Raw genomic sequence first — 20,926 nt, forward strand, 5'->3', positions numbered from 1 at the left:
CTTCAGTGTTAAAGGAAAAGGTTCAGAACGATGTCTTGAAAGATGTTGATCAAAAACTAAAGACTTATTTTGAGGAAAACAAAGATGAGATAAAGAACAAATACGAACGGGTTGAAGCAAGTCACATACTCTTGACTTCAGAAGCCAGTGCTCTGGAACTAAAAAATGAGCTTTTAAACGGTGCAATTAATTTTTCAGATGCAGCAAGTGAATTTTCTATCGATAGGAATTCAGCTGTTCTGGGCGGAAGTCTTGGAAGTTTTGGACACGGACAGATGGTAAAGGAATTCGAAGATGCTGCTTTCTCAGCAACCCCCGGAGAAATTGTTGGGCCGGTTGAGACTAAATACGGTTTCCATCTGATAAAAGTTGCAACCAAAACAGTTTTCGATACTTTCGATGAACTTAAGTCAAGCAGCGCTTACGATCAGTTCAAAAATGATTATGAAAGTGACGAATTTAAAAAATGGTTTGAGAATTACAAGAATAACGAAAAATTCGGATATGTTATAAACGACGAAGAATTGAAAATCTACAACGAATTTAAAAAAGTCCAGAATGCTGGAAATACCGATGAATATCTCAAAAAATTGAGTACCACCATTTTCAACGAAAGTGGTGGAATTTCGGTTGAAGGTAGTTATTTGCCAATTGCAATCTTTGTGCAACTTTCAGATGAAAAACTAAACAACCTGAAATATGAACTCAACGACCTTAAAGAAATGAAAAAGTTGAGCGAAACCACACCTGCTACTATTTTGTCCTTGAGTAATGAAGAGATTGAGAAAAAACTATCAGAACTCAATGACAGCACAGATACGAAGTTGAAAGATCTATACAGCGACGCAAAAAAATTGAAGGAATATCAATCTAAGTACGGCGAAGATATAAATTCTGTGAATGAATTACTGGAAACAAAACAAAAGGAATTTGACGAACTGAACAGCAGATTTGCTACAGCCGTGAAGTTTCTTTACAACATGATGCCCTATTCCTTCGAGGTATTGAACTACATGTATCGTGTCGATTCTGAAAATCCAGAGGTTGTCCTAAGATACAATGAAGGTGTGTACACTCATAATTTAAAACCATTACTGGATAGTCCAAGCACTTTACAGAGTTATCTTGATTATTACAAACAGCAACTTGGTGATAATGCGAGAATGTTTCTTATAGACTATCCGCTGCAGAAGATAGAGAGGGATTTGAATACCAAAATTATAAATGCAACCAATGCGGCAACAGATTTGAAGGTTTCAGCCCTTTACCTGCTTGTGGATGCTTACGAAAAATTAGCATCCTTGCCGGATCAAAACAACATCCTGGTTGAACTGTACTTGAGAGGTGAAAAACGTTATCTAAACGAGCTGAAAAAACTTCTCCCAAACGATAATGATGTTGCGTCTAAGCTTGAATTCGTAGAAAAGCAAATTGAAGAACTTCAGCAAGAAACAACCCCACCGGCCACTGAGTAATAAAAAATTCGGGGTGGCCTGAAAGCCACCCCGAATTTTTCTAAACGTGCTTTTTGTTTTTTGGCTGGGGCGGGAGGATTCGAACCTCCGGATGTCAGATCCAAAGTCTGATGCCTTACCAGCTTGGCTACGCCCCAATGCAAAACTAATTGTAGCATTGCTAAATGATACTGTCAAGAACGCAATAACCTGACCATGGGGGTGAATAAATTGGAAAATATCAAAGTTAAAATCAACAAACTCAACACCGAAATTGAGGTGCCGAAGGGAATAGCTTTTTATGAACTCGCCGAAAGGTTTCAAAAGCACTACGATTCTCCCATAATGGCTGCAAGAATGGAGAACTCCCTTGTTGAGTTGCGAAGAAAGCTAGAAAAAGACGCGGTAATCGATTTTATTGATCTTTCCAACATCGATGGTATAAGAATCTACACAAGAGGAATACTTTTCATTCTCTTTATGTCTGTCAGGGAGGTTCTTGGAAAAGTCAAGCTTTACGTCCACCATTCGCTGGGTTCCGGCCTGGTTTGCGAGGTCGTTGGAAAAAACGTGGGAAAGGAAGAACTTGAGAAAATAGAATCAAAGATGCGAGATATCGTTGAACAGGATCTCCCTTTCTCAAAAGAAACCATCGATAAATTTGAAGCCATCGAACTGTTCAAACTAGATCAACAGATGGAAAAATCTTTGTTGTTCAAGTACAGAAAAAAGAGTACCGTAAACATCTATAAATGTGATAACTACTTTAATTATTTCTACGGTTATATGCCCATGTCCACGGGCTGTCTCAAACACTTTGAACTCTTGCCCTATGGAGAATATTTCATTCTGAACCTTCCCACCCCTTCATCTCCAAACAAAGTTCCAGCGTTTGTTGATCAGCCAAAGCTGGCCTCAATATTCATGGAGCATGAACACTGGGGGAAAATCTTAAATGTCAAAACTGTTGGAGAACTGAACAAGATAATAGCAAAAGGTCCTGACAGCATAGCTGAACTGATAAAAATAGCCGAGGTTCTTCACGAGAAGAAAATAGCTTACATTGCTGATAAAATAGTTAATAGAAAAGGAACCCGGTTGATCCTAATCGCTGGACCTTCAAGTTCAGGAAAAACAACCTTTTCGAAACGTCTAATGATCCATTTGCGCGTTCATGGATTGAGACCCGTTCAGATTTCTCTCGACGATTATTTCGTTGACAGAGAAAAGACACCGAAAGATGAGAACGGCGAGTATGATTTCGAATCCATATATGCCCTTGATCTGGAGCTATTTAATCAGCAGATGACCGAACTGCTCGCGGGTAAAGAGGTCCACCTTTCTCGTTTCAATTTTAAGGAAGGTCGTCGATACTTTAGAGATGAAACCGTGAAAATCGAAGAAGATCAACCGATTATTGTAGAAGGCATTCACGGACTCAACGAACTCCTTACAAGTTCCATTCCACGGGAAAAGAAGTTCAAGGTCTATGTCAGTGCTCTAACACAGATGAACCTTGATGACATGAACCGAATACCAACAACCGACGTCAGACTTTTAAGGAGAATTGTTCGCGATCACAAATTCCGGGGCCACCCGGCTCAACAAACAATACATATGTGGGGTAGTGTGAGAAGAGGAGAGGAGAGAAATATTTTCCCATTCCAGGAAGAAGCTGATGTAATGTTCAACTCAGCACTGGTTTACGAACTAGCTGTATTGAAAATGTTCGCAGAACCCTTACTCTTAGAAATAGACAACAGCGTCCCTGAATATTCAGAGGTAAAACGCTTGCTGAGATTTATAGATTACTTTTTACCAATAACCAATCTTGAAGAAATTCCGAGAACTTCCATAATCAGGGAATTCATCGGAGGGAGTTCTTTCAAGTATTAAAGTGAGGTGGACACGGTGAACGAGAACATCTCAAAAGATGACCTCATCAAACGTCTAAGACGAATAGAAGGGCAAATCAGAGGACTTCAGAGAATGATTGAAGAGGATAGAAATTGCCCCGATATAATGACTCAGGTGTCCGCTGTGATGTCAGCTCTTTCTAAAGTATCTGAAATGATCGCTAAAGGCTATGCCCATCAATGCCTTATGGAAATAAGCGAAAAAAAGGATATAGCAGAACTTGATAACTTAATCGAGACTCTTCTGAAGTTCAGGAGGTTATAGTTTGCTTAAATATGGTGATAAGGTTCTAATCTATTTAGAAGATGGCTCTGAGTATATAATCACCCTTGAAGAGGGAAAATTTCTGGGAACCCATTTCGGAAATATTTTTCACGAAGATATTGTCGGAAAGGAATACGGTGATAGCATAAGCTTACGGAAACACTCAGCGTATATACTTAATATAGGGATTGTCGATCACATATTCTCGCTCAAAAGGAAAACGCAAATCGTTTATCCCAAGGATATGGGATTTATCCTTTTGATGCTTGATGTAAAAAATGGTGATCTTGTTGTTGAATGCGGTTCCGGGAGTGGCTCGATGACCTCGGCCCTTGCAAGAGCTGTAGCACCGGATGGTAGGGTTGTTTCTTACGAAAGAAGGGAGGAGTTTCACAAACTGGCTAAAGAAAACGTTGAATGCTTTGGCCATTCAGAAAATGTGGTTTTCAAACTCAAAGATATCTCCGAAGGAATAGATGAAAGCAATGTGAATGCGTTTTTTCTCGATGTACCGGAGCCTGTTCCACACCTAAAAACTGTCAGTAACTCGCTCATTGGTGGAGGTCGGTTTTGTGTTGTCTGTCCAACGGCGAATCAGGTACAGGATGTGCTCAGAGAATTGAGAAGGTTACCGGTAATAAAAGTGGAGATCTGGGAAACATTCATCAGAAAAATGAAGCTCAATCCGGAGCGTTTTAGACCCGAAGACAGGATGGTAGGCCACACCACATACATGGTTTTTGGAATCAAGGTAAATGAGGGAGGAGTCAGGTATGAAGAGAATCGTTAAAAGTGTACTTATTGTCGGGATTATTGCTGTTGTTTTTGTTCTCAGCGCATTTAAAGCGTTGACATACGACGAGATGCTCAACAAATTTCAGCCGGTATTCGAAATCATCTCTTACGTGCAGCATAGTTACTATGACATAGAAAAGGTTGATTACGATAAGGTTCTTGACGAAACACTCAAAGGGGTAATGAAAGGACTGGATGATCCTTTCGCGTGGTATTTTACACCGGTACAAAAAACCGAGAACAAGATAGATACAGAGTCCAAATATGGTGGTATAGGTGCCGTTGTCCAATACAATACAAAATACGACGCTCTTGAAGTTGTAGCACCTATGGTTGGGAGCCCTGCCGAAAGGGTTGGTTTAAAGGTGGGAGACATAATCTTTGAAGTAGATGGCCATAAAGTATCTGAGACAGGATATTACGAATCAGTAAATCTTCTTCGTGGAAAACCAGGAACAGATGTCACAGTTAAGGTCTATAGAAAAGGCGAAGATGAACCCCTTGTGTTCACGATAACCCGAGCAGAAATCGAAATTAAAACGGTTAAATATTCAGCGATAGACTACAACAACCATAGAATCGGTTACGTAAGAATAACGCATTTCAGCGAACCCACTTACAATGAGTTTCAGAAAGCGATGTTCTCTCTTCTGGAAGCAGATGGACTCATTATCGATCTCAGAAACAACCCGGGTGGTTTGCTTGGAAGCGTTTTGAACATCTCGAGTCTTCTTATCCCGGAAGGTTTGCCTGTCATAACAATCCGTGATAGAAACGGAGAAGAAAGAATTTACAGATCCTGGGGAAGCAATTTTAGTGATTTTATAAAGGGTAAGCCTATAGTGGTCCTGGTTAATGGGGGAAGCGCTTCTGCCTCCGAAATACTGACAGGAGCTCTGAAGGATCACAAAATAGCCACCGTTGTTGGTACAAAAACCTTTGGAAAGGCGGCGGTTCAAACCGTTTATGACCTTTCAAATGGCGGCGAAATATGGCTCCCAACAGCACATTACTTCACCCCCTCGGGTTCCGATATACATTTGAAGGGAATAGAACCTGACATAACTGTGGAGGCTTCTGAAACAAGCACAAATGACGGCAGGGAACTAACGGTATCAAAGGTTCAACTTGACCCTGAAACCGATGTACAGCTGAAAACCGCCCTCGAAATCATTGCAGACAAACTTGGTGGTGCCGAATAATTTTCTATGCGTCCCCTAGCTTATGTTTTGTTGATAGGAATTTTTGCAATAACCTTTGGTTCGGTTATTGTAATCACAAGTTCAAAGGCTTTAACGATAAACAATACAATAGAACGCTATCCCGTACCGGTTTTTAAGGCAAGAAACTTTTTCAAACCGGTTTTTGACGAACTCAAAAAAAAGCTTGAGAGGAATAGAATTCTGGTTTCAGTACTGAAATGGATTGAAGACAGGCAATTTGACAAATTGCACCTGCAGATCAGTGATACAACCGTTGAGTTATGCACCCCGGATATAGAGATATACGAAGCTATCATAAACCGTTTAGTAATGGAAATCGGGGCCAGAGGCGAAAAAAAACAGGAATACTTGAAGTTCTTTGGGAAGCGATATGTTGAATTTAGCGAAATAAGATTGGGGGCTTTCATCGTTCGATATATTCCCGGGTATATTCCTGTAAATGAAGATGATTTTGATACCGCAGAACTGCCAGAATATTACGTTCTTGAAGACGATAGCCCTGGTAAGATAGTTATGTCTGTATTAAAAGGAAAAGCCCCTATTGTTGTATATTCATCTGAGAATGAACTTAAAAATCTTGAAGCCACCCTCCAGAAATACAGTCTGCTGGCTTTACCAGCAAAAGACTATCTGAGGTGAACCATGGAGATATTCTTTGATCTGATTTTCAGGCCCAGACGAGCTATGAAAAAATCCAACATCTATTCTTTGATAACATTGCTTTTCATCGTTGGGGTTTTTATCCCATTTCATCTCCAATTTTCAAAGAGATTGTCTTCACTAACCGGTTATGAAATTCTTGGCGTAAAAGCTTTCATTATCTTTGTCATGATTGTAATCTTCTACGTTTTCGGTACCGCAGGAATTTATTTTATCCTTTTAACCTTTGATCGAAAAATTCCGTTATTCGCTGATTCTGAGCTATTTTCCATACGTTTTTACTCCTATCAGTCTTTTTTTTGGCAACATGGGAAGTTGTTTTTTCCTTGTATTAATCGGATGGTCCTTTTACCTTGAATATCTCGCTGTTAAACTCAATACAAAAGCCGATATGACGAAATCTCTCATGACAATGCTAATATTTAAAAGCCTCAGGGTGATATCAATCCTCTGGCTTATTTTTCTGTGGTGATCATTATGCAAAAACTAAGCAGATTCGTTTTCACGTATCGCGTACCGATAGTAGTGTTTTTCGTCGTTATATCAGCAATAGGATTCTACCTTTCAACGAATCTTGTGGTTGATTCTGATCTCCTGAAGTTACTTCCACGGGAAAGCGACGTTGTGAAAAGATACGAGAATTTTGTTAAGTGGAGTAGTACAAACGATGTTACCTTTATAGTTTTAAAAACCAACAACAAAACCCAAAAAGGGCTTGACGAACTAAAAGCAGCTGCCAAAAAGCTGTATCAGGATTCTTACACCTTTCCACATATAGAAGACTTTATTAGATTCGATCTATTATCAAACCTTGGTGCTCTGAGCCTCGTTCTGGTCGATCCTTCGGTTCTTAAAGAGCTATCTCCCGAAGAATTTGATTTTTCTGATGAGTTTAAACGCCTGGTGAACTACGACTTTTCGGCTATTCACGATATCGGTATCGCTTTCTCCGAAACATTACAGTTAAAGGATAAGATTTTGAGTGATTCCACAACGACCTTTGAAAGTTTTGTAAGGATACCATCAGAATTTCCTGAAAATGACCCCATGATCCTTGTCATGGGGATCAAGCTTGATGGTCCTTCATCTGATGTTGATTACGTTGATCTGGTTATACCTCAATTGAGAAAATGGGTGAAGAGTGAAATAAGTGAATACAATATAAGCTTTAACCTGACAGGGGATCACCAAGCAACCTATGAGTCACATAAACAGGCAAGCAGAGATTTTATGGTCACTACAATAGTGTCTTTGATCGGTATCGCCTTGCTTTTTTATCTGGCCTATTCAAGCTTTAAAGTTACTATGTACATCTTTATCTCACTTGCCACATCTATGTTTACCACACTCGGGCTCGCATTTTTGATATTCGGAAGATTGAACATAGTCACGACGTTCGTAAACGCTATAACTCTCGGTTTGGGTATTGACTATGGAATTCACATAATAACAAGATTATCGGATGAAGTAAAACGGCGCAGAGACCCTGTGCTCTCGTTGAAGCATACCTACTACGCTGTCACCAAACCTCTCCTGGTAAGCCTTTTGACAACGATCTTGGTCTTTATTCTTTTAGCTATTATAGATTCTCCAGCCATTAGAGAACTCGGTATTTTAACCTCCGTTGGGCTTTTCGTGTTTTTTATTACCATGTATATCTTTTTACCGGCACTATCAATCGGTTCTTTTTTGAAACCAGGTAAAGTAATGAAGATTCACTCTCTCGATCGATTCTTCTATGCTACCTCTGCAGTTGTAAAACGATATTCCATGATATCCTTAAGCATTATAGTTACAATCTTATTGATCTTCAGTTATATAGGATTTGTCAGTATTTCAAATTTCTCCTATACCCCGCCTGGATTGATGTCCGAAGAATCTGAAATGCTGAGCACTTTGCACCTTCTTGAGCGGGTCTTCAAAGCCGATGTCACCAATTCTGTACCAATACTGGCAGACAATATAGAACAAGTGGAGGAAATCTCGCGAATTCTCGATGAAAATGAATACGTCGAGGGAAGCTTTTCCATCCTTACCATATTTAAAGAAGATAGTGATGAATACATGAAGCAGTTTAAAGAAGTGGTTCGAACGCTGGATAGATTCAGAGGGAATCCTTTAATGGAAGCATTCCTGAAAAAAGCAAATTATTATGACGAACTCTTTGTGCTGTTAGACGAATCCGAAAAGATCGAATCTGGAAAAGAATTGATAGACTTTATCTCTGAGACACTCCCGGAATCTCTACAAAAAGCAATTCATATATCTCTCTCCTGACGGGAAAAAATATTACATAGTTACTGCGTATCCCGCAGCACATCTTTATTCCAGTAACTTCATCAAACGTTTCTTTGATAGCCTTGGGGAGCTGGTAGAAAGAGTAGAGGGTTATCCAAGAATCTTTTATTACATAATGGATATCATAAAGAAAGTGTCTTTACCGGTTTCTGGTGTTGCGATATTGCTTGTTTTTCTGATTGTATCTTTAGAAAGAAAGAATATTTTCGACGGATTGAAAGTTACCTTTTTGATGATAGGCATTTTACTTTCAATGTTCGGTATCATGAATCTAATTGGAATTAAAACCACCTTTATAACTATAATCACCGCTCCACTGATTATCGGTATTGGAGTCGATTCCCTGGTTCACATGATCCACTCTTCTACAACGTACAATCTTTTTGAAGCCGGGCGTACACTGAAATCAGTAACAATGTCTTCAGCTACAACAATGCTCGCATTCTTCAGTTTTTCTCTGGCCGAAGGTAGACTATTGAGAAACTTCGGTTTGACTCTAACCGTTGGGGTTTTCCTTGCCTTGCTGGTTGCAGCCTTTGCTATTCCTGTGCTACCATGGAATAAAGAACGTTGAATGGAGGGTTAGAATATGCCTTTACACCTGCTTGTTGCTTATCTTGTTGCCGACCACGCTTTCGTAAACAATTATAAGCTTGGTGATTTAGCAAAAACCGGGTGGATAAAACACCTTATCTGGGTTTTCCTGGTTTTTCTCGCTTTTACTTTTGATCGTTTTCTCGGAAATGCATTCGGATTGCTTCTTCTTATCGGTGCCTTTGTATGGGAAATAGCGCTGAGATTTCTAAGAATAAGACTCGGGAACGATCTAAGCGAGGTGCTTTCTATCGGATTTTACATTCTGTTGTCGTTTCTTTCTGCTGATCTTTTGAAAACATCCTATATTACCCCGGAATTTTCATGGTATCTTATGGGGATGCTTGTGGTTACTGTTGGCGTAACGTATTTTCTGAGAAAGGGAATAATCGACAGGAACGCTACCGACACCGTTGGAATCTCTGAAAGACTCGTAATATTTATATTCACCTTCGCAGGTCATTATGAATGGGTTGCAATTTCTATCCTTTTAGGTCTGGTATATCGCTTGATTTTTTCCAAAGAAAAAAAGATCGAGTGGTTCATAAGTCCCACAGTGGGCATCGTGATTTCTATAGTATGGAAAATTACAATGCTGGGAGTATTCTGATACATGATTTATGCCATAGGCGATATCCACGGTTGCCTCGAAAGTCTTAAAAAGCTCATAGAAAAAATAAATCCTTCGCGCACTGATATGTTGATATTCGTTGGAGATTATATCGACAGAGGCCCCAATTCAAAAGGAGTAGTCGATTTTCTTATAAAATTATCCAGAAGTCGAAAATGTATTTTCATTCGTGGTAATCACGAGCAAATGTTGCTCGATTACCTGAACGGTGGAAAAACAAGAAAGTTGTGGCATTTTAATGGAATGGAATATACGATAAACAGCTATGGTGGGATAGATAAAATCCCAGAGAAACACATTCGCTTCTTCGAGAAAACCATCCTTTTCCATGAAACCGATGAATATGTTTTCGTTCACGCGGGCGTTCGACCGGGTATTCCGTTAAACAAGCAAAAAGACGGAGATCTTCTATGGATAAGAGATGAATTTATATACGCTGAATGGCCAGTAAAAGACAAAGTAGTCATTTTTGGTCACACACCAGTTCTCCAGGAACCTCTGATTATGAAGGACAAGATTGGTATTGATACCGGATGTGTTTATGGTGGAAAGCTAACCGCTCTTAGGTTGGATGACATGTGTTTCTTCTCAGTTAAGTCTATCTTCTAACGTGGATGTTTTTTGGGGGGGATAGGATGAGTCATTATTCAAAAGTAAAAAGTGTCACGATGCAGGGACTTAAGGCCATCGAAATACTCGTGGAGGTGGATCTGGACAAAAAAGCGATTCTTCAAGATGTAGACATCGTCGGCCTTGGCGATACCGTTATCAAAGAAAGTAAGAAACGCATCAAAAGTGCCCTCAAAAATTCCGGGTTCTCTTTTCCCAACGGAAGGATAACCGTGAATCTTGCTCCAAGCGATGTAAAAAAAGAGGGTTCTTATCTAGATCTTCCCATAGCTGTTGGAATCCTGAAAGCTAATGGTATTATCAATTCTTCAACAGATAATTATATATTTTTCGGAGAGTTGGGGCTTGACGGTTCTGTACGAAAGATCAGGGGGGTTCTTCCTGTTCTTCTGCAACTTTCCGGAAAGCACGCTGCGGCAGTCAAATTTATTCTTCCTACTGAAAATACTCATGAAGCCTCTACGGTTGAAGGTATAGAAATTTACACAGTAAAAGACATCAGAGAACTGGTATTGATGTTAAATGGCGATATACAAAAGAGTCCTTTAAGTTATGTAGAACCAACCTTTGAAGCAACTGACTCAGAAGATTTTTCTGACATAAAGGGACAGGAGTTCGCCAAAAGAGCAGCTGAAATAGCTGCCGCTGGTGGTCACAACTTGCTTCTTCGAGGTTCTCCAGGATGTGGAAAAACGATGCTTGCTCGCAGAATGCCAGGAATTCTTCCGTCTTTTACACTGGAAGAAGCTATGGAAACCACCATCATATACAGTGTAGCTGGACTTCTGAATGGAAAAGGTCTGGTAACAAAACGGCCATTTCGTGCCCCTCATCACACCGCTTCGACCACATCTATAATAGGTGGTGGAAGCGATGCAAAGCCCGGCGAGATCAGCCTGGCACATAACGGAATTCTCTTTATGGATGAATTCCCTGAATTCAGGAGAGATGTACTGGAAGCTCTCAGACAACCACTAGAAGATGGTGAAGTCACAATATCCCGTGCAAAAATTTCTGCTACCTATCCGGCCAGATTCATGCTCGTGGCAGCACAAAATCCGTGCCCTTGTGGTTGGTATGGAGACAAAACCCACGAGTGTACCTGTTCCTGGCACGAAATAAAACGTTATAACAAAAAAACCTCTGGTCCAATTGAAGACAGAATCGATATATTCGTCGATATGCCCCGGTTGGAATTCAGCGAATATTCCAGCGTAAAATCTGGCGAAAGTACAAAAACGATTCGAGAACGTGTAGAGCGCGCCAGAAAGCGCCAAAACCTCCGCCTGAAAAAATACAAGATCTTTAGCAATAGTCAGTTAAATCATAGGCAACTCGAAGAAATTGTAGATCTTGATAGTGAAGGGAAAAAACTTCTCGAAGCTGCTGTCGATAAATTGAAACTAACCGGCAGAAGCATAGACAAAATACTCAAGGTTGCTTTAACCATTTCAGATATAGAAGAAGAGAAACACGTGTTTCCACGACATCTTGCAGAAGCTATTCAGTACCGCAAGAGAGAACTTAGCTTTTAGAAAACCCTCGGGTTACCCTGAAGTAACATTGTTATGTTAGAATATTTGTGAAAAAAGTAACGTATATTGAAAAGGACAACGTATATCCTGAGGCCAAGGGAGTTTTCCTGAAGCCGAGGGGTGGATCGGAAAAATGAATTCAATAGGAACTAAATTAGTTCCTTTGAAGATAATCCATCCCCGGCTTTGCCGGGGATTTTTGTTTGGAGGGGTAAACAATGAGAACGGAAGTGAGAAGTTTCATCAACGTTGAAGAAATCGAAGAGCACTTGGAGAAAAATTCTTTTCCCAGTAGAGAAAGAATCGAGGAAATAATTCAAAAGTCTCTCGACAAAAATCGACTGAATCCAGACGAGGTAGCAGCATTGTTGAACGTCAGAGATCCTGAACTGAGAGAACTAATCTTCGAAGGTGCAAGAGAACTGAAAAAACGGGTATATGGGAACAGAATTGTCCTTTTTGCACCATTGTACATCGGAAATAAGTGCATCAACAATTGTGTCTACTGTGGTTTCAGGGTTAGCAACAAGGAGGTTGTAAGGCGCACACTCAATTTCGATGAACTCAAACTCGAAACGAAAGCCCTTGTAAACAGGGGACACAAAAGGCTGATACTCGTTTATGGAGAACACCCTGATTACAATGCGGATTTCATAGCAAAAACCGTCGAAATCGTTTACTCCATCAAAGAAGGAAATGGCGAAATCAGGCGTGTTAATATCAATGCAGCTCCGTTAGAGGTCGAGGATTATAAAAAAGTTAAAGAAGCCGGGATTGGAACCTATCAGATTTTCCAGGAAACTTACCACCCTGGAGTATATAAAAAAATGCACCCAACAGGACCAAAAGCCGATTATCTTTACAGGTTATACGGTCTTGACAGAGCCATGGAAGCAGGGATAGATGATGTTGGAATTGGTGCTCTTTTCGGACTTTACGATTGGAAATTTGAAGTTATGGGATTACTTTATCACACAATACATCTTGAAGAACGTTTTGGAGTAGGGCCGCACACGATATCGTTCCCAAGAATCGAACCAGCAATAGGAACTCCTATCTCCTCGAAACCACCGTTTTCCGTAAATGATGAGGATTTCAAACATCTTGTCGCTACTTTGCGATTAGCTGTGCCTTATACTGGCATGATCCTCACAGCGAGAGAACCCATAGAGATACGCAGGGAAGTCTTAAAACTTGGGGTATCTCAAATAGATGCAGGTTCAAATATCGGAATAGGGGCTTATTCTAAAGAAGATAAAGAAGCTTATAAAAAATCCCAATTTACCCTTGGGGACACGCGACCGTTGGATGTCGTTATAAAGGAACTCGCACAGGAAGGTTACATCCCTTCTTTTTGTACAGCCTGCTACAGATTAGGTAGAACTGGCGAACACTTTATGGAATTTGCTATCCCTGGATTTGTTAAACGCTTCTGCCAACCAAATGCTGTCCTTACATTCGCCGAGTACCTGGCAGATTACGCTTCAGAGGAAACAAAGGAAGTAGGCAGCAAACTGATAAAAAAAGAGATAAACAACGTCGAGGATGAGAAATTAAAAGAAACCCTGAGGCGGTACTATGAGAGAGTTCTCAATGGAGAAAGAGATCTGTATTTCTAAGATCTTAGAAATTCTAGAAAGGTTCGCAAATAAAGATACAAAAGTATGGATAGCCGAAAAATTTGGCAGACGTTGGTCCTATATCAAGGGATTCGGCGAGGAACAATATGTTCCGGTAGAAATAGTTTTGGAGTTTGGAAAATACGCGGTTTTCGCCGAAAACCTATCGGAAGTTCAGAAAGAAAAACTACAGCAGGAAATTATGCGAAAGTTGAGGGAAAATGATGGCGAGTAGTAGATTTGATATCGCGAAAAAAATTGAGGTTGAAGGTTCTAAAGAGCTACAGAGAATCGTCAAGAAAGTTCTAACAGAAGAAGAACTATCAAAAGAAGAGATAATCTATATCCTGTCGCTAGAAAGAGGGGAAAAAGACAGGGAACTGCTCTTTGAATTCTCAAATGCTATTAGAAAAGACTACGTCGGTGAGATGTTTTTCATAAAAGGAGTTATAGAGTTTTCCAACTACTGTCGAAAAAACTGTGACTACTGCGGGATACGTGCTGCAAATAAAATCCCCCGTTACAGAATGTCAGAAAAAGAAATCATAGAGATTGCAAAAACGATGCTTCCCATTGGAGTGGATACGATAATACTTCAATCTGGAGAAGATCCTTACTACGATATAGAAAAACTGGAAAGGATTGTCTCACGTATCAAAAAAGAAACACATCTCCCTGTTTCTCTCTCCATAGGCGAAAGACCAAAAACCGAATACTTAAAGCTCAAAGCTGCAGGCGCCAGCAAAACCTTGTTGAAACACGAAACGATGAACAGGAAAATATTCGAAAGTGTGCATCCTGATGATGATTACGACAAGCGGATAGACCTCCTTCTCTACACTGTCTCTATCGGATATATTGCCGGTTCAGGAAATATAATAGGCCTTCCAGGACAAACCATAGAAGATGTAGCCGATGACGTTCTTTTCTTGAGGGATTCCGGCGTCAGGATGGTCGGCCTTGGGCCTTTTATACCAGCCAAAGGAACACCTCTCGAAAATCATCCTTACGGAGACCCTGAACTCACTTTGAATACCTATGCAGCTGTAAGATTATGCATTCCAAAGGTTTTCATGCCGTCCACCACAGCGTTGGGAACTATCGATGAAGACCTGCAATTTGAAGGATTCAAAGTTGGTTGTAACGTTATAATGTGCAATTTCACACCGGAAAAGTACAGGAAAAACTACACGATTTACTCTGATAAAATCAAAGTTGATTTCTTTAAAACAGCAAAAAGAATGAAAGATATGGGCCTCAAGCTAAATCCAAGGATTCTGAAAAACCTTGAGGAATACAAGAAGGTGATCATATGATTGCTACCGGTGGTTATAGAAAGTATCTTGCATTCTTCGGAAAGCGAAACGTTGGAAAGTCGAGTTTGATAAACGCTCTCGTTGGACAGGATGTGTCTATTGTAAGTGATGTCCCGGGAACAACAACTGACCCGGTTTATAAATCATTAGAGATACACCCGATAGGTCCTGTAACGGTTGTCGATACCCCGGGTGTGGATGATGTCGGTGAGCTCGGTGAACTCAGGGTGAAAAGGGCCCTAAAAGCCATGTACAAGGCAGATATTGCCATTTTGGTTGTAGATCAACGCTGGAACGAATACGAGGATTGGCTGATAGAACAGTTCATTAAAATGGATTTACCATTCGTGATAGCAGTAAACAAAATAGATCAATCCTGGAACACTTCGGAGATAGAACCAAAGGTTTCTCCCTACCCTCATTGTTTCGTATCAGGACTCAAAAAAACTGGTATTGAGGATCTTCGAAGACTCATCAGTGAAAATCTTCCACAGGAAGAGGATATACCGCTGCTTTCCGATTTAATTGAAGCTGGTGAAACTGTCCTTCTGGTCGTTCCAATAGATCTCGGTGCACCTAAAGGCAGACTTATTATGCCGCAAGTTGAAGCTATCAGAGAGGTCCTGGATAGAGAAGCACTATGTCTCGTGGTTAAGGAAAGGGAACTACGCTGGGCTCTACAAATGATGAAAGAGGCACCTTCTCTGGTTGTCGCCGACTCACATCTTATAAGCAGAATCGCAGCAGATGTGCCGGATGAAATTCCACTGACCACTTTTTCCATACTGGAAGCCAGGCACAAAGGTGATCTTGTTGAGATGGTCAAGGGAATCAAACGAGTGGAAGAACTCACGCCTGAGAGCAAGATAATGATCATGGAAGGTTGTTCCCATGCTCCTCTTGTCGAGGATATCGGAAGGGTCAAAATACCTCGATGGCTTTCGAACCATATTGGCGGTGGCCTTTCTTTTGAAATAAGGGCAGGAAGGGATTTTCCCGAAGATATAGGAGAGATAGATCTTATTATCCACTGTGGTGGCTGTACTTTAACAAGAGCCATGATGATGCGGAGAATCAGAGAAGCCCGTCGGCGTGGAATACCAATAGTGAATTATGGAGTGTTGATATCTTACTTACACGGTGTTCTTGAAAGAGTTCTAAGGCCGTTCCCTGACGCCCATACGATTTATATCGAGGAGATTGAAGGTGTAACTCATGAGAATTGAAAAAGATGCACTCGGAAAACTTGAAATTCCCGATGATGTTTACTGGGGAATTCATACGGCCAGGGCATTAAAGAACTTTCCATCTACCGGTGAAAAAATTGACGAGGAATTTATCAGATGCTACGGTTATATAAAAAAATCGGCAGCCTTCCTCAATAAAAAACTTGGATTTCTTGAGACAAAAATCGCTGATGCTGTCATACAAGCTGCTGATGAGCTTATATCAGGTTCTTTGATGAAATGGGTTGTTGTGGATCCGTTATGTGGGGGTGCTGGTACCTCAATAAACATGAATATCAATGAGGTTATAGCTAACCGCGCCACGGAGATACTTGGAGGAAAACTAGGAGAGTACATTGTCCACCCATTGGATCATGTGAACCTTCATCAATCTACAAATGATACCTTTCCGACAGCCGGCAAAATGGCTACAATAGCCCTCCTAAAACAGCTGGTTGAGAATGTTACTAACCTTCAGGACAGCCTCCAGAAAAAGGAAGCTGAATACAGAAAAATGATAAAACCTGCGCGAACCCAGCTCATGGATGCAGTACCGATTTCTTTGGGGCAGGAGTTTGGCGCCATGGCAGAAGCCATTAGCCGCGATCGCTGGAGACTTTACAAAGTTGAAGAACGCATCAGAATGGTGAATCTTGGCGGAACGGCAGTAGGTACTGGAATAGCAGCAGATCGAAAATACGTTCTCTCGATAGTTGAAACGTTACGAACCGTTTCAGGCATAAAGATAGCTAAAGCGGAGAACCTGATAGATGCCACCCAAAATATGGACGTCTTTGCTGAAATTCATGGTTTGCTAAAAGCCCTGGCTACAAACCTCATAAAAATATCTAATGACATAAGATTACTTGGAAGCGGCCCAGGTTCAGCTATCGGAGAGATAAAACTTCCAAAGCTGCAGGCTGGGAGTTCTATAATGCCTGGTAAGATAAACCCGGTAATTCCAGAATATGTTGTACAACTATCATTAGCGGTTCTGGGGCATGATGCCATCATTAACTTCGCGGTTTCTTCAGGAAATTTAGAACTAAATGCCTTTGTTCCCGAGATTATTCATTACACTCTCAAATCTTTAAGATTCCTCACAATAGCCGCAAATTCACTAGCAAACTATATTTTGAAAATAGAAGCCAATCCCGAAAAAATGAGAGAAAACTTGCTTAGCAGTTCCGCAATACTGACTCCGCTCATAACGACCTATGGTTATGATAAAGTACAGGAGTGGATAGAGTTATCAAGCAAAACCGGAAAGAATTTGTGGGAAATCGTTAAGGATTCCCTGGGAGAGGAAGCTGAAAAATTCAAAGCAAAACTTATTTCCAATAAATCCACTGGTATTGGTTTTTCACACCAAGACTTTGAGTAAAAGGAAAAACATGTTATTATTTCCTTGAAAAAGCTTCTATGCTCTACGGAGGTATTTCAATGAACAAAATTCATATAGCTCTTATAGCTCACGATAAGAAAAAAATCGATCTTATCGTTTTCGTGAAAGAACATCTTGATGTGTTCGAAAAGTGCGAACTCTACGCCACAAAAACCACAGGTAAGCTTTTGAGAGATAAACTAAAGCTGAAAGTGAACACAGTTCAATCCGGTCCCATTGGTGGGGATCTTCAAATAGGTGCCATGGTGGCGAATGACAATATAGATTTTGTAATTTTTCTCAGAGATCCCTTAACTGCTCAACCTCACGAACCAGATGTTTCTGCTCTTTTGAGAGTTTGTGATGTCCACAATATTCCTTTAGCAACAAATCTAGCAACGGCTGAAGCACTAATAGCTGAAATAAATGCTCTCATGGAAAAAACAAATATGGAAGATGAAAAATAAGCTAATTATCTCACAGGAAAGTCAAATTCTTTTGAAAGCCTTTTGAAATCACTGGAGTTGTGCCTGAAATTCTTCCCCTCGATCATGAGAAACCAGTGAGAAAGTTCATGCAAAACCGTTTTATTGAACAGTTCTTCATTATCAAGAATAACAGGAGAAAGTTCTATTCTGAGTGGTTCAAAGTTTCCTCCGCGCTTTCTATAAACCAGTCTTCCTAAAGATCTTTTCAATCGTTTGTTTAAAATCACCGGTATATCCAGAAATCGCCCGAAGGACTTAAGTGAAAGCTCTCTTACTCTTATTTTCAAATCATCGTTCTTCAGTTCATTTCACCTCACAGCTGAAATATGGAAGTATCCCAGTAGAACCAAAAGAAAAACCAAACCTGATTTCAAGTGAAAAGGCAAGATAGGGATACAAAGTTTCGAATTTATAAAGAGAAACCTGCCATTGAAAATCCTCAGAATCAATCATTGTCGAAGTCATAAAACCATATCCTTCTCTCGAAAAAACAAGAATGTTACCGGGTAAAGATAGATTCCTTCTTGAATTCAGGTACTGAAATTCCAGATCCCCTGCAAATACCAGTGGACTTTCAGAATAGAAACTCCCGAATTTCACTGGAAAGATGGCAGCATCGCCAAACAGGACGAGCCTGCTCAGATTCTGACTGCTTATCAACCAATTTTTCCTGCGATAGGAAAGACTCAATGCTAGAGAAAGCTCTAAGGCGTTAGTATCATCAGTTTGTTTGCCGCTAAAACTAATCACAGAGGATAGAGCCGAAACTCCACCGAACAACTCTATCGAATCTGCAAAAGTCGCATTCGTATTGAACACCATGTAAAATGGAATACCGTATCTCAATACCCACCCAACACTAAAATTGCTAAAAATAGCATAGTCACGGGATATTGAAAAAGAAAGTCTTAGCTCTGATGCTGAGACTGTGAGATCAGTTTGTAAGTCAAGTTTTGAATAATCACGAGAGCTCAAACCCACTGTGAAAGCTGGATCCTTTATGCCATCCTCTAAATCAAGTCCCATAAACACCTGGGACGTTGAAAGATAATCTTCAAAAATCCCTCCAATCCCTTTACCATAAGGTACCAGGGTGAGAAACCGCATATTGTTGAGCGGAGAATACTTTTTTGTGATTAAAAATCGAGAATCGTATTTGACTTGTTCCCTTGGTTTTTTTGAAATAAACTCAATAGTTTCAATTACATTTGTTTTCTCAACTTTGAAAAGCTTTCTCCCATTATTTTGAGAAACGACCAACAATTCGTTCCGGTTTTTGAGGGGATACTCGCAGTACCTGGGAAAGCGAGCAACCACAAAACATTTACCGTTCTCTGGATCGAATTCTCCAATCTTTGTCCCGGTTTTATCACTAAGCGCTACCAAAAACGTGTCGTTGTTCCAGCTTCCAAGAGCAACATCAGTGTTTACTTCGTAGAGTTCGAGTTTCTTTTGCAAAAAATTATATATTCCCACATAGTGTTTACCTGAATCATTCATTCTGAATGCGAGAAATCTGGCACCATCGTTTGCTGTCAGCTGGCTTATATACACCAGTTCATCTGGTGCTGAATATATCTTGAGTTCTCTCTTGTTCTTCAAAGATAAAGTACTCAGGGTGAGCTTGCCAAAATCATTCTTTAATATCACCAAGAGATCCTTAGAAAGGATTTCAACAGCCAAAACATGGGAGATGCCGGAAAAATTCAGTTTCCCGTTTTCAAGAAAATAAAGTCTGCTTTCAAGGGTATCCCCCACTCTTTCCAGTGTTGTAAATGCTATAAAACCGTTTAAAGCAGAGAAATCTGTAATTCTTTTTGTGGTAGAAAAGATATTCACATCATCTTTGAAAATCCTGCTGATTCTCATTCTTCTATCATAAATAAGGTAGTAAAAATTTTCCTTTTTGAAAATAGCTTTTTCGACGCTAACAAAATTGTCCTTCGTTGTAATGTACTCAACATAGGAAAAATCTGTCTTGAGTTTTTCTTTGTACTTTTCTCTTTCAGCCTCTACAAATTCGGTTTTAAGCTGTTCAAAAGTTTTATTGTAAACTTTTTTGAACGCGTAATCGATACCAAGTAGAACCTCAATTCCATCCCTGAGTCTCAGGAAATCTCTGAATTTTTGCATTCCGTAGTGCTCTACTAAATAGCTTACAAAAGCGTATCCAAAATTATAGTAGGCTTCTCCTCCCACAGGATTGTATCCGGATATTATGGTTTCGTTCTCAAAAGGATTCGGCAATTCAAGCTGATCCAGCATAAAAGAGAGCCTTCGATGATCGTAAGTATCTGCTCCACAATATTCACTTCCCAGCTGTGCGATCCCTTCTATCAACCACGCTGGACTCAACGCTTGAGGGGAAACAAACCTGGAAAGAGCTATTTTGATTGGTTTGAGTACATTTGAAACTCTACTCAAATGAAAGACATGGCTGAGTTCATGCGTAATAACCGTCCGCAACCAATATTCATCGAACCGCATATAGTAATTGTTTCCGAGAGAAATAACGCGCATTCTCCCAGTAGATTCGGCATAACCATTGGAAAAATCCTCATATGTTGTCAATATAAAAATAACTTTATCATGAGGTATGTTCCCAAAAAGGGTTTGCAACTCTACATAGGTTTCTTCGGCGATTCTCGAAACGATGGCGAGAAGCTCAGAAGCTTCAGCATGGTAGACATAGATGAAGTGTTCGGATTCCGCCACCATCCAATCAAGATCTCTACTTGAATAACCAAAAACAATCGAAAACGCCAATACAAAAAAAGCGAGTAAAATTGTCGCTTTATTCAAATTCACCCCTCCTCATACAGTATACTATTAGAAGGGGGGTTTTTGAAAAGTACCGAAATAATTCAAGCCCGGAGAAATCTCTCCGGGCTA

The 20,926-nt window shown here is 40.2% G+C and carries 19 protein-coding genes and 1 tRNA gene; 17 read left to right on the forward strand and 3 right to left on the reverse strand.

Features of this window, described 5'->3' with window-relative positions; genetic code table 11:
- The first annotated feature begins 5 nt into the window (after nt 1-5).
- Nucleotides 6-1,475, forward strand: a complete 1,470-nt coding sequence (locus tag DU53_RS01800; RefSeq protein ID WP_063727153.1) for a peptidylprolyl isomerase — start codon at nt 6-8, stop codon at nt 1,473-1,475.
- Between the two features lie 61 nt (nt 1,476-1,536).
- Here the strand turns inward: DU53_RS01800 and DU53_RS01805 are convergent.
- A tRNA-Gln gene (locus tag DU53_RS01805) sits at nt 1,537-1,612 on the reverse strand.
- A gap of 73 nt (nt 1,613-1,685) precedes the next feature.
- On the opposite strand from DU53_RS01805, the gene DU53_RS01810 reads away from it, so the two are divergent.
- The 16 genes from DU53_RS01810 to DU53_RS01885 all read left to right on the forward strand — a co-directional run bounded on the left by DU53_RS01810 (nt 1,686) and on the right by DU53_RS01885 (nt 18,013).
- A complete protein-coding gene (locus DU53_RS01810; protein ID WP_012744896.1) occupies nt 1,686-3,350 on the forward strand; it encodes a nucleoside kinase in 1,665 nt (554 codons plus the stop codon).
- A gap of 15 nt (nt 3,351-3,365) precedes the next feature.
- Nucleotides 3,366-3,635: a metal-sensitive transcriptional regulator gene (locus DU53_RS01815; protein ID WP_012744897.1), complete on the forward strand. Its 270-nt coding sequence runs from the start codon at nt 3,366-3,368 to the stop codon at nt 3,633-3,635.
- Nucleotide 3,636: 1 nt separating this feature from the next.
- Nucleotides 3,637-4,425, forward strand: coding sequence for a tRNA (adenine-N1)-methyltransferase (locus DU53_RS01820; RefSeq protein ID WP_012744898.1), 789 nt, complete (start codon nt 3,637-3,639; stop codon nt 4,423-4,425).
- Nucleotides 4,409-5,632 (forward strand): S41 family peptidase, encoded by a 1,224-nt coding sequence (locus DU53_RS01825; RefSeq protein ID WP_012744899.1) that lies wholly within the window; start codon nt 4,409-4,411, stop codon nt 5,630-5,632. Before DU53_RS01820 ends, DU53_RS01825 begins: the two co-directional genes overlap by 17 nt.
- Nucleotides 5,633-5,662: 30 nt before the next feature.
- Complete coding sequence (locus DU53_RS01830; protein ID WP_148207964.1) at nt 5,663-6,292, forward strand: hypothetical protein; 630 nt, start codon at nt 5,663-5,665, stop codon at nt 6,290-6,292.
- A 498-nt stretch (nt 6,293-6,790) separates the two neighbouring features.
- Complete coding sequence (locus DU53_RS01840; RefSeq protein ID WP_235599659.1) at nt 6,791-8,590, forward strand: MMPL family transporter; 1,800 nt, start codon at nt 6,791-6,793, stop codon at nt 8,588-8,590.
- Nucleotides 8,591-8,726: 136 nt separating this feature from the next.
- Nucleotides 8,727-9,185 (forward strand): hypothetical protein, encoded by a 459-nt coding sequence (locus DU53_RS12680; protein ID WP_235599660.1) that lies wholly within the window; start codon nt 8,727-8,729, stop codon nt 9,183-9,185.
- Nucleotides 9,186-9,200: 15 nt separating this feature from the next.
- Nucleotides 9,201-9,815, forward strand: coding sequence for a hypothetical protein (locus DU53_RS01845; RefSeq protein WP_012744903.1), 615 nt, complete (start codon nt 9,201-9,203; stop codon nt 9,813-9,815).
- A gap of 3 nt (nt 9,816-9,818) precedes the next feature.
- The gene (locus tag DU53_RS01850; RefSeq protein WP_012744904.1) at nt 9,819-10,445 is read left to right on the forward strand and encodes a metallophosphoesterase family protein; all 627 of its coding nucleotides are present in this window, start codon (nt 9,819-9,821) and stop codon (nt 10,443-10,445) included.
- Between the two features lie 26 nt (nt 10,446-10,471).
- On the forward strand, nt 10,472-12,001 hold the full coding sequence (locus DU53_RS01855) for a YifB family Mg chelatase-like AAA ATPase (RefSeq protein ID WP_012744905.1): 1,530 nt from the start codon (nt 10,472-10,474) through the stop codon (nt 11,999-12,001).
- A 218-nt stretch (nt 12,002-12,219) separates the two neighbouring features.
- Nucleotides 12,220-13,620, forward strand: a complete 1,401-nt coding sequence (hydG, locus tag DU53_RS01860) for a [FeFe] hydrogenase H-cluster radical SAM maturase HydG (RefSeq protein WP_012744906.1) — start codon at nt 12,220-12,222, stop codon at nt 13,618-13,620.
- The gene (locus DU53_RS01865; protein WP_012744907.1) at nt 13,580-13,855 is read left to right on the forward strand and encodes a hypothetical protein; all 276 of its coding nucleotides are present in this window, start codon (nt 13,580-13,582) and stop codon (nt 13,853-13,855) included. The genes hydG and DU53_RS01865 overlap by 41 nt, the downstream gene beginning before the upstream one ends.
- Nucleotides 13,845-14,936, forward strand: coding sequence for a [FeFe] hydrogenase H-cluster radical SAM maturase HydE (gene hydE, locus DU53_RS01870; protein WP_012744908.1), 1,092 nt, complete (start codon nt 13,845-13,847; stop codon nt 14,934-14,936). Before DU53_RS01865 ends, hydE begins: the two co-directional genes overlap by 11 nt.
- On the forward strand, nt 14,933-16,162 hold the full coding sequence (hydF, locus tag DU53_RS01875) for a [FeFe] hydrogenase H-cluster maturation GTPase HydF (protein WP_012744909.1): 1,230 nt from the start codon (nt 14,933-14,935) through the stop codon (nt 16,160-16,162). Before hydE ends, hydF begins: the two co-directional genes overlap by 4 nt.
- Complete coding sequence (locus DU53_RS01880; RefSeq protein WP_012744910.1) at nt 16,152-17,546, forward strand: aspartate ammonia-lyase; 1,395 nt, start codon at nt 16,152-16,154, stop codon at nt 17,544-17,546. Before hydF ends, DU53_RS01880 begins: the two co-directional genes overlap by 11 nt.
- 59 nt (nt 17,547-17,605) lie before the next feature.
- The gene (locus DU53_RS01885) at nt 17,606-18,013 is read left to right on the forward strand and encodes a methylglyoxal synthase (RefSeq protein WP_012744911.1); all 408 of its coding nucleotides are present in this window, start codon (nt 17,606-17,608) and stop codon (nt 18,011-18,013) included.
- 5 nt (nt 18,014-18,018) lie between these two features.
- Here the strand turns inward: DU53_RS01885 and DU53_RS01890 are convergent, their stop codons facing one another.
- Nucleotides 18,019-18,321: a SprT-like domain-containing protein gene (locus tag DU53_RS01890; RefSeq protein WP_012744912.1), complete on the reverse strand. Its 303-nt coding sequence runs from the start codon at nt 18,319-18,321 to the stop codon at nt 18,019-18,021.
- Nucleotides 18,322-18,337: 16 nt separating this feature from the next.
- Entirely contained in the window at nt 18,338-20,836 is a 2,499-nt protein-coding gene (locus DU53_RS01895; RefSeq protein WP_012744913.1) for a hypothetical protein, read from the reverse strand.
- Between the last annotated feature and the right edge of the window lie 90 nt (nt 20,837-20,926).

It is taken from the genome of Kosmotoga sp. DU53 (genome assembly GCF_001639905.1).
GTDB classification, from domain to species: Bacteria; Thermotogota; Thermotogae; order Petrotogales; family Kosmotogaceae; genus Kosmotoga; species Kosmotoga olearia.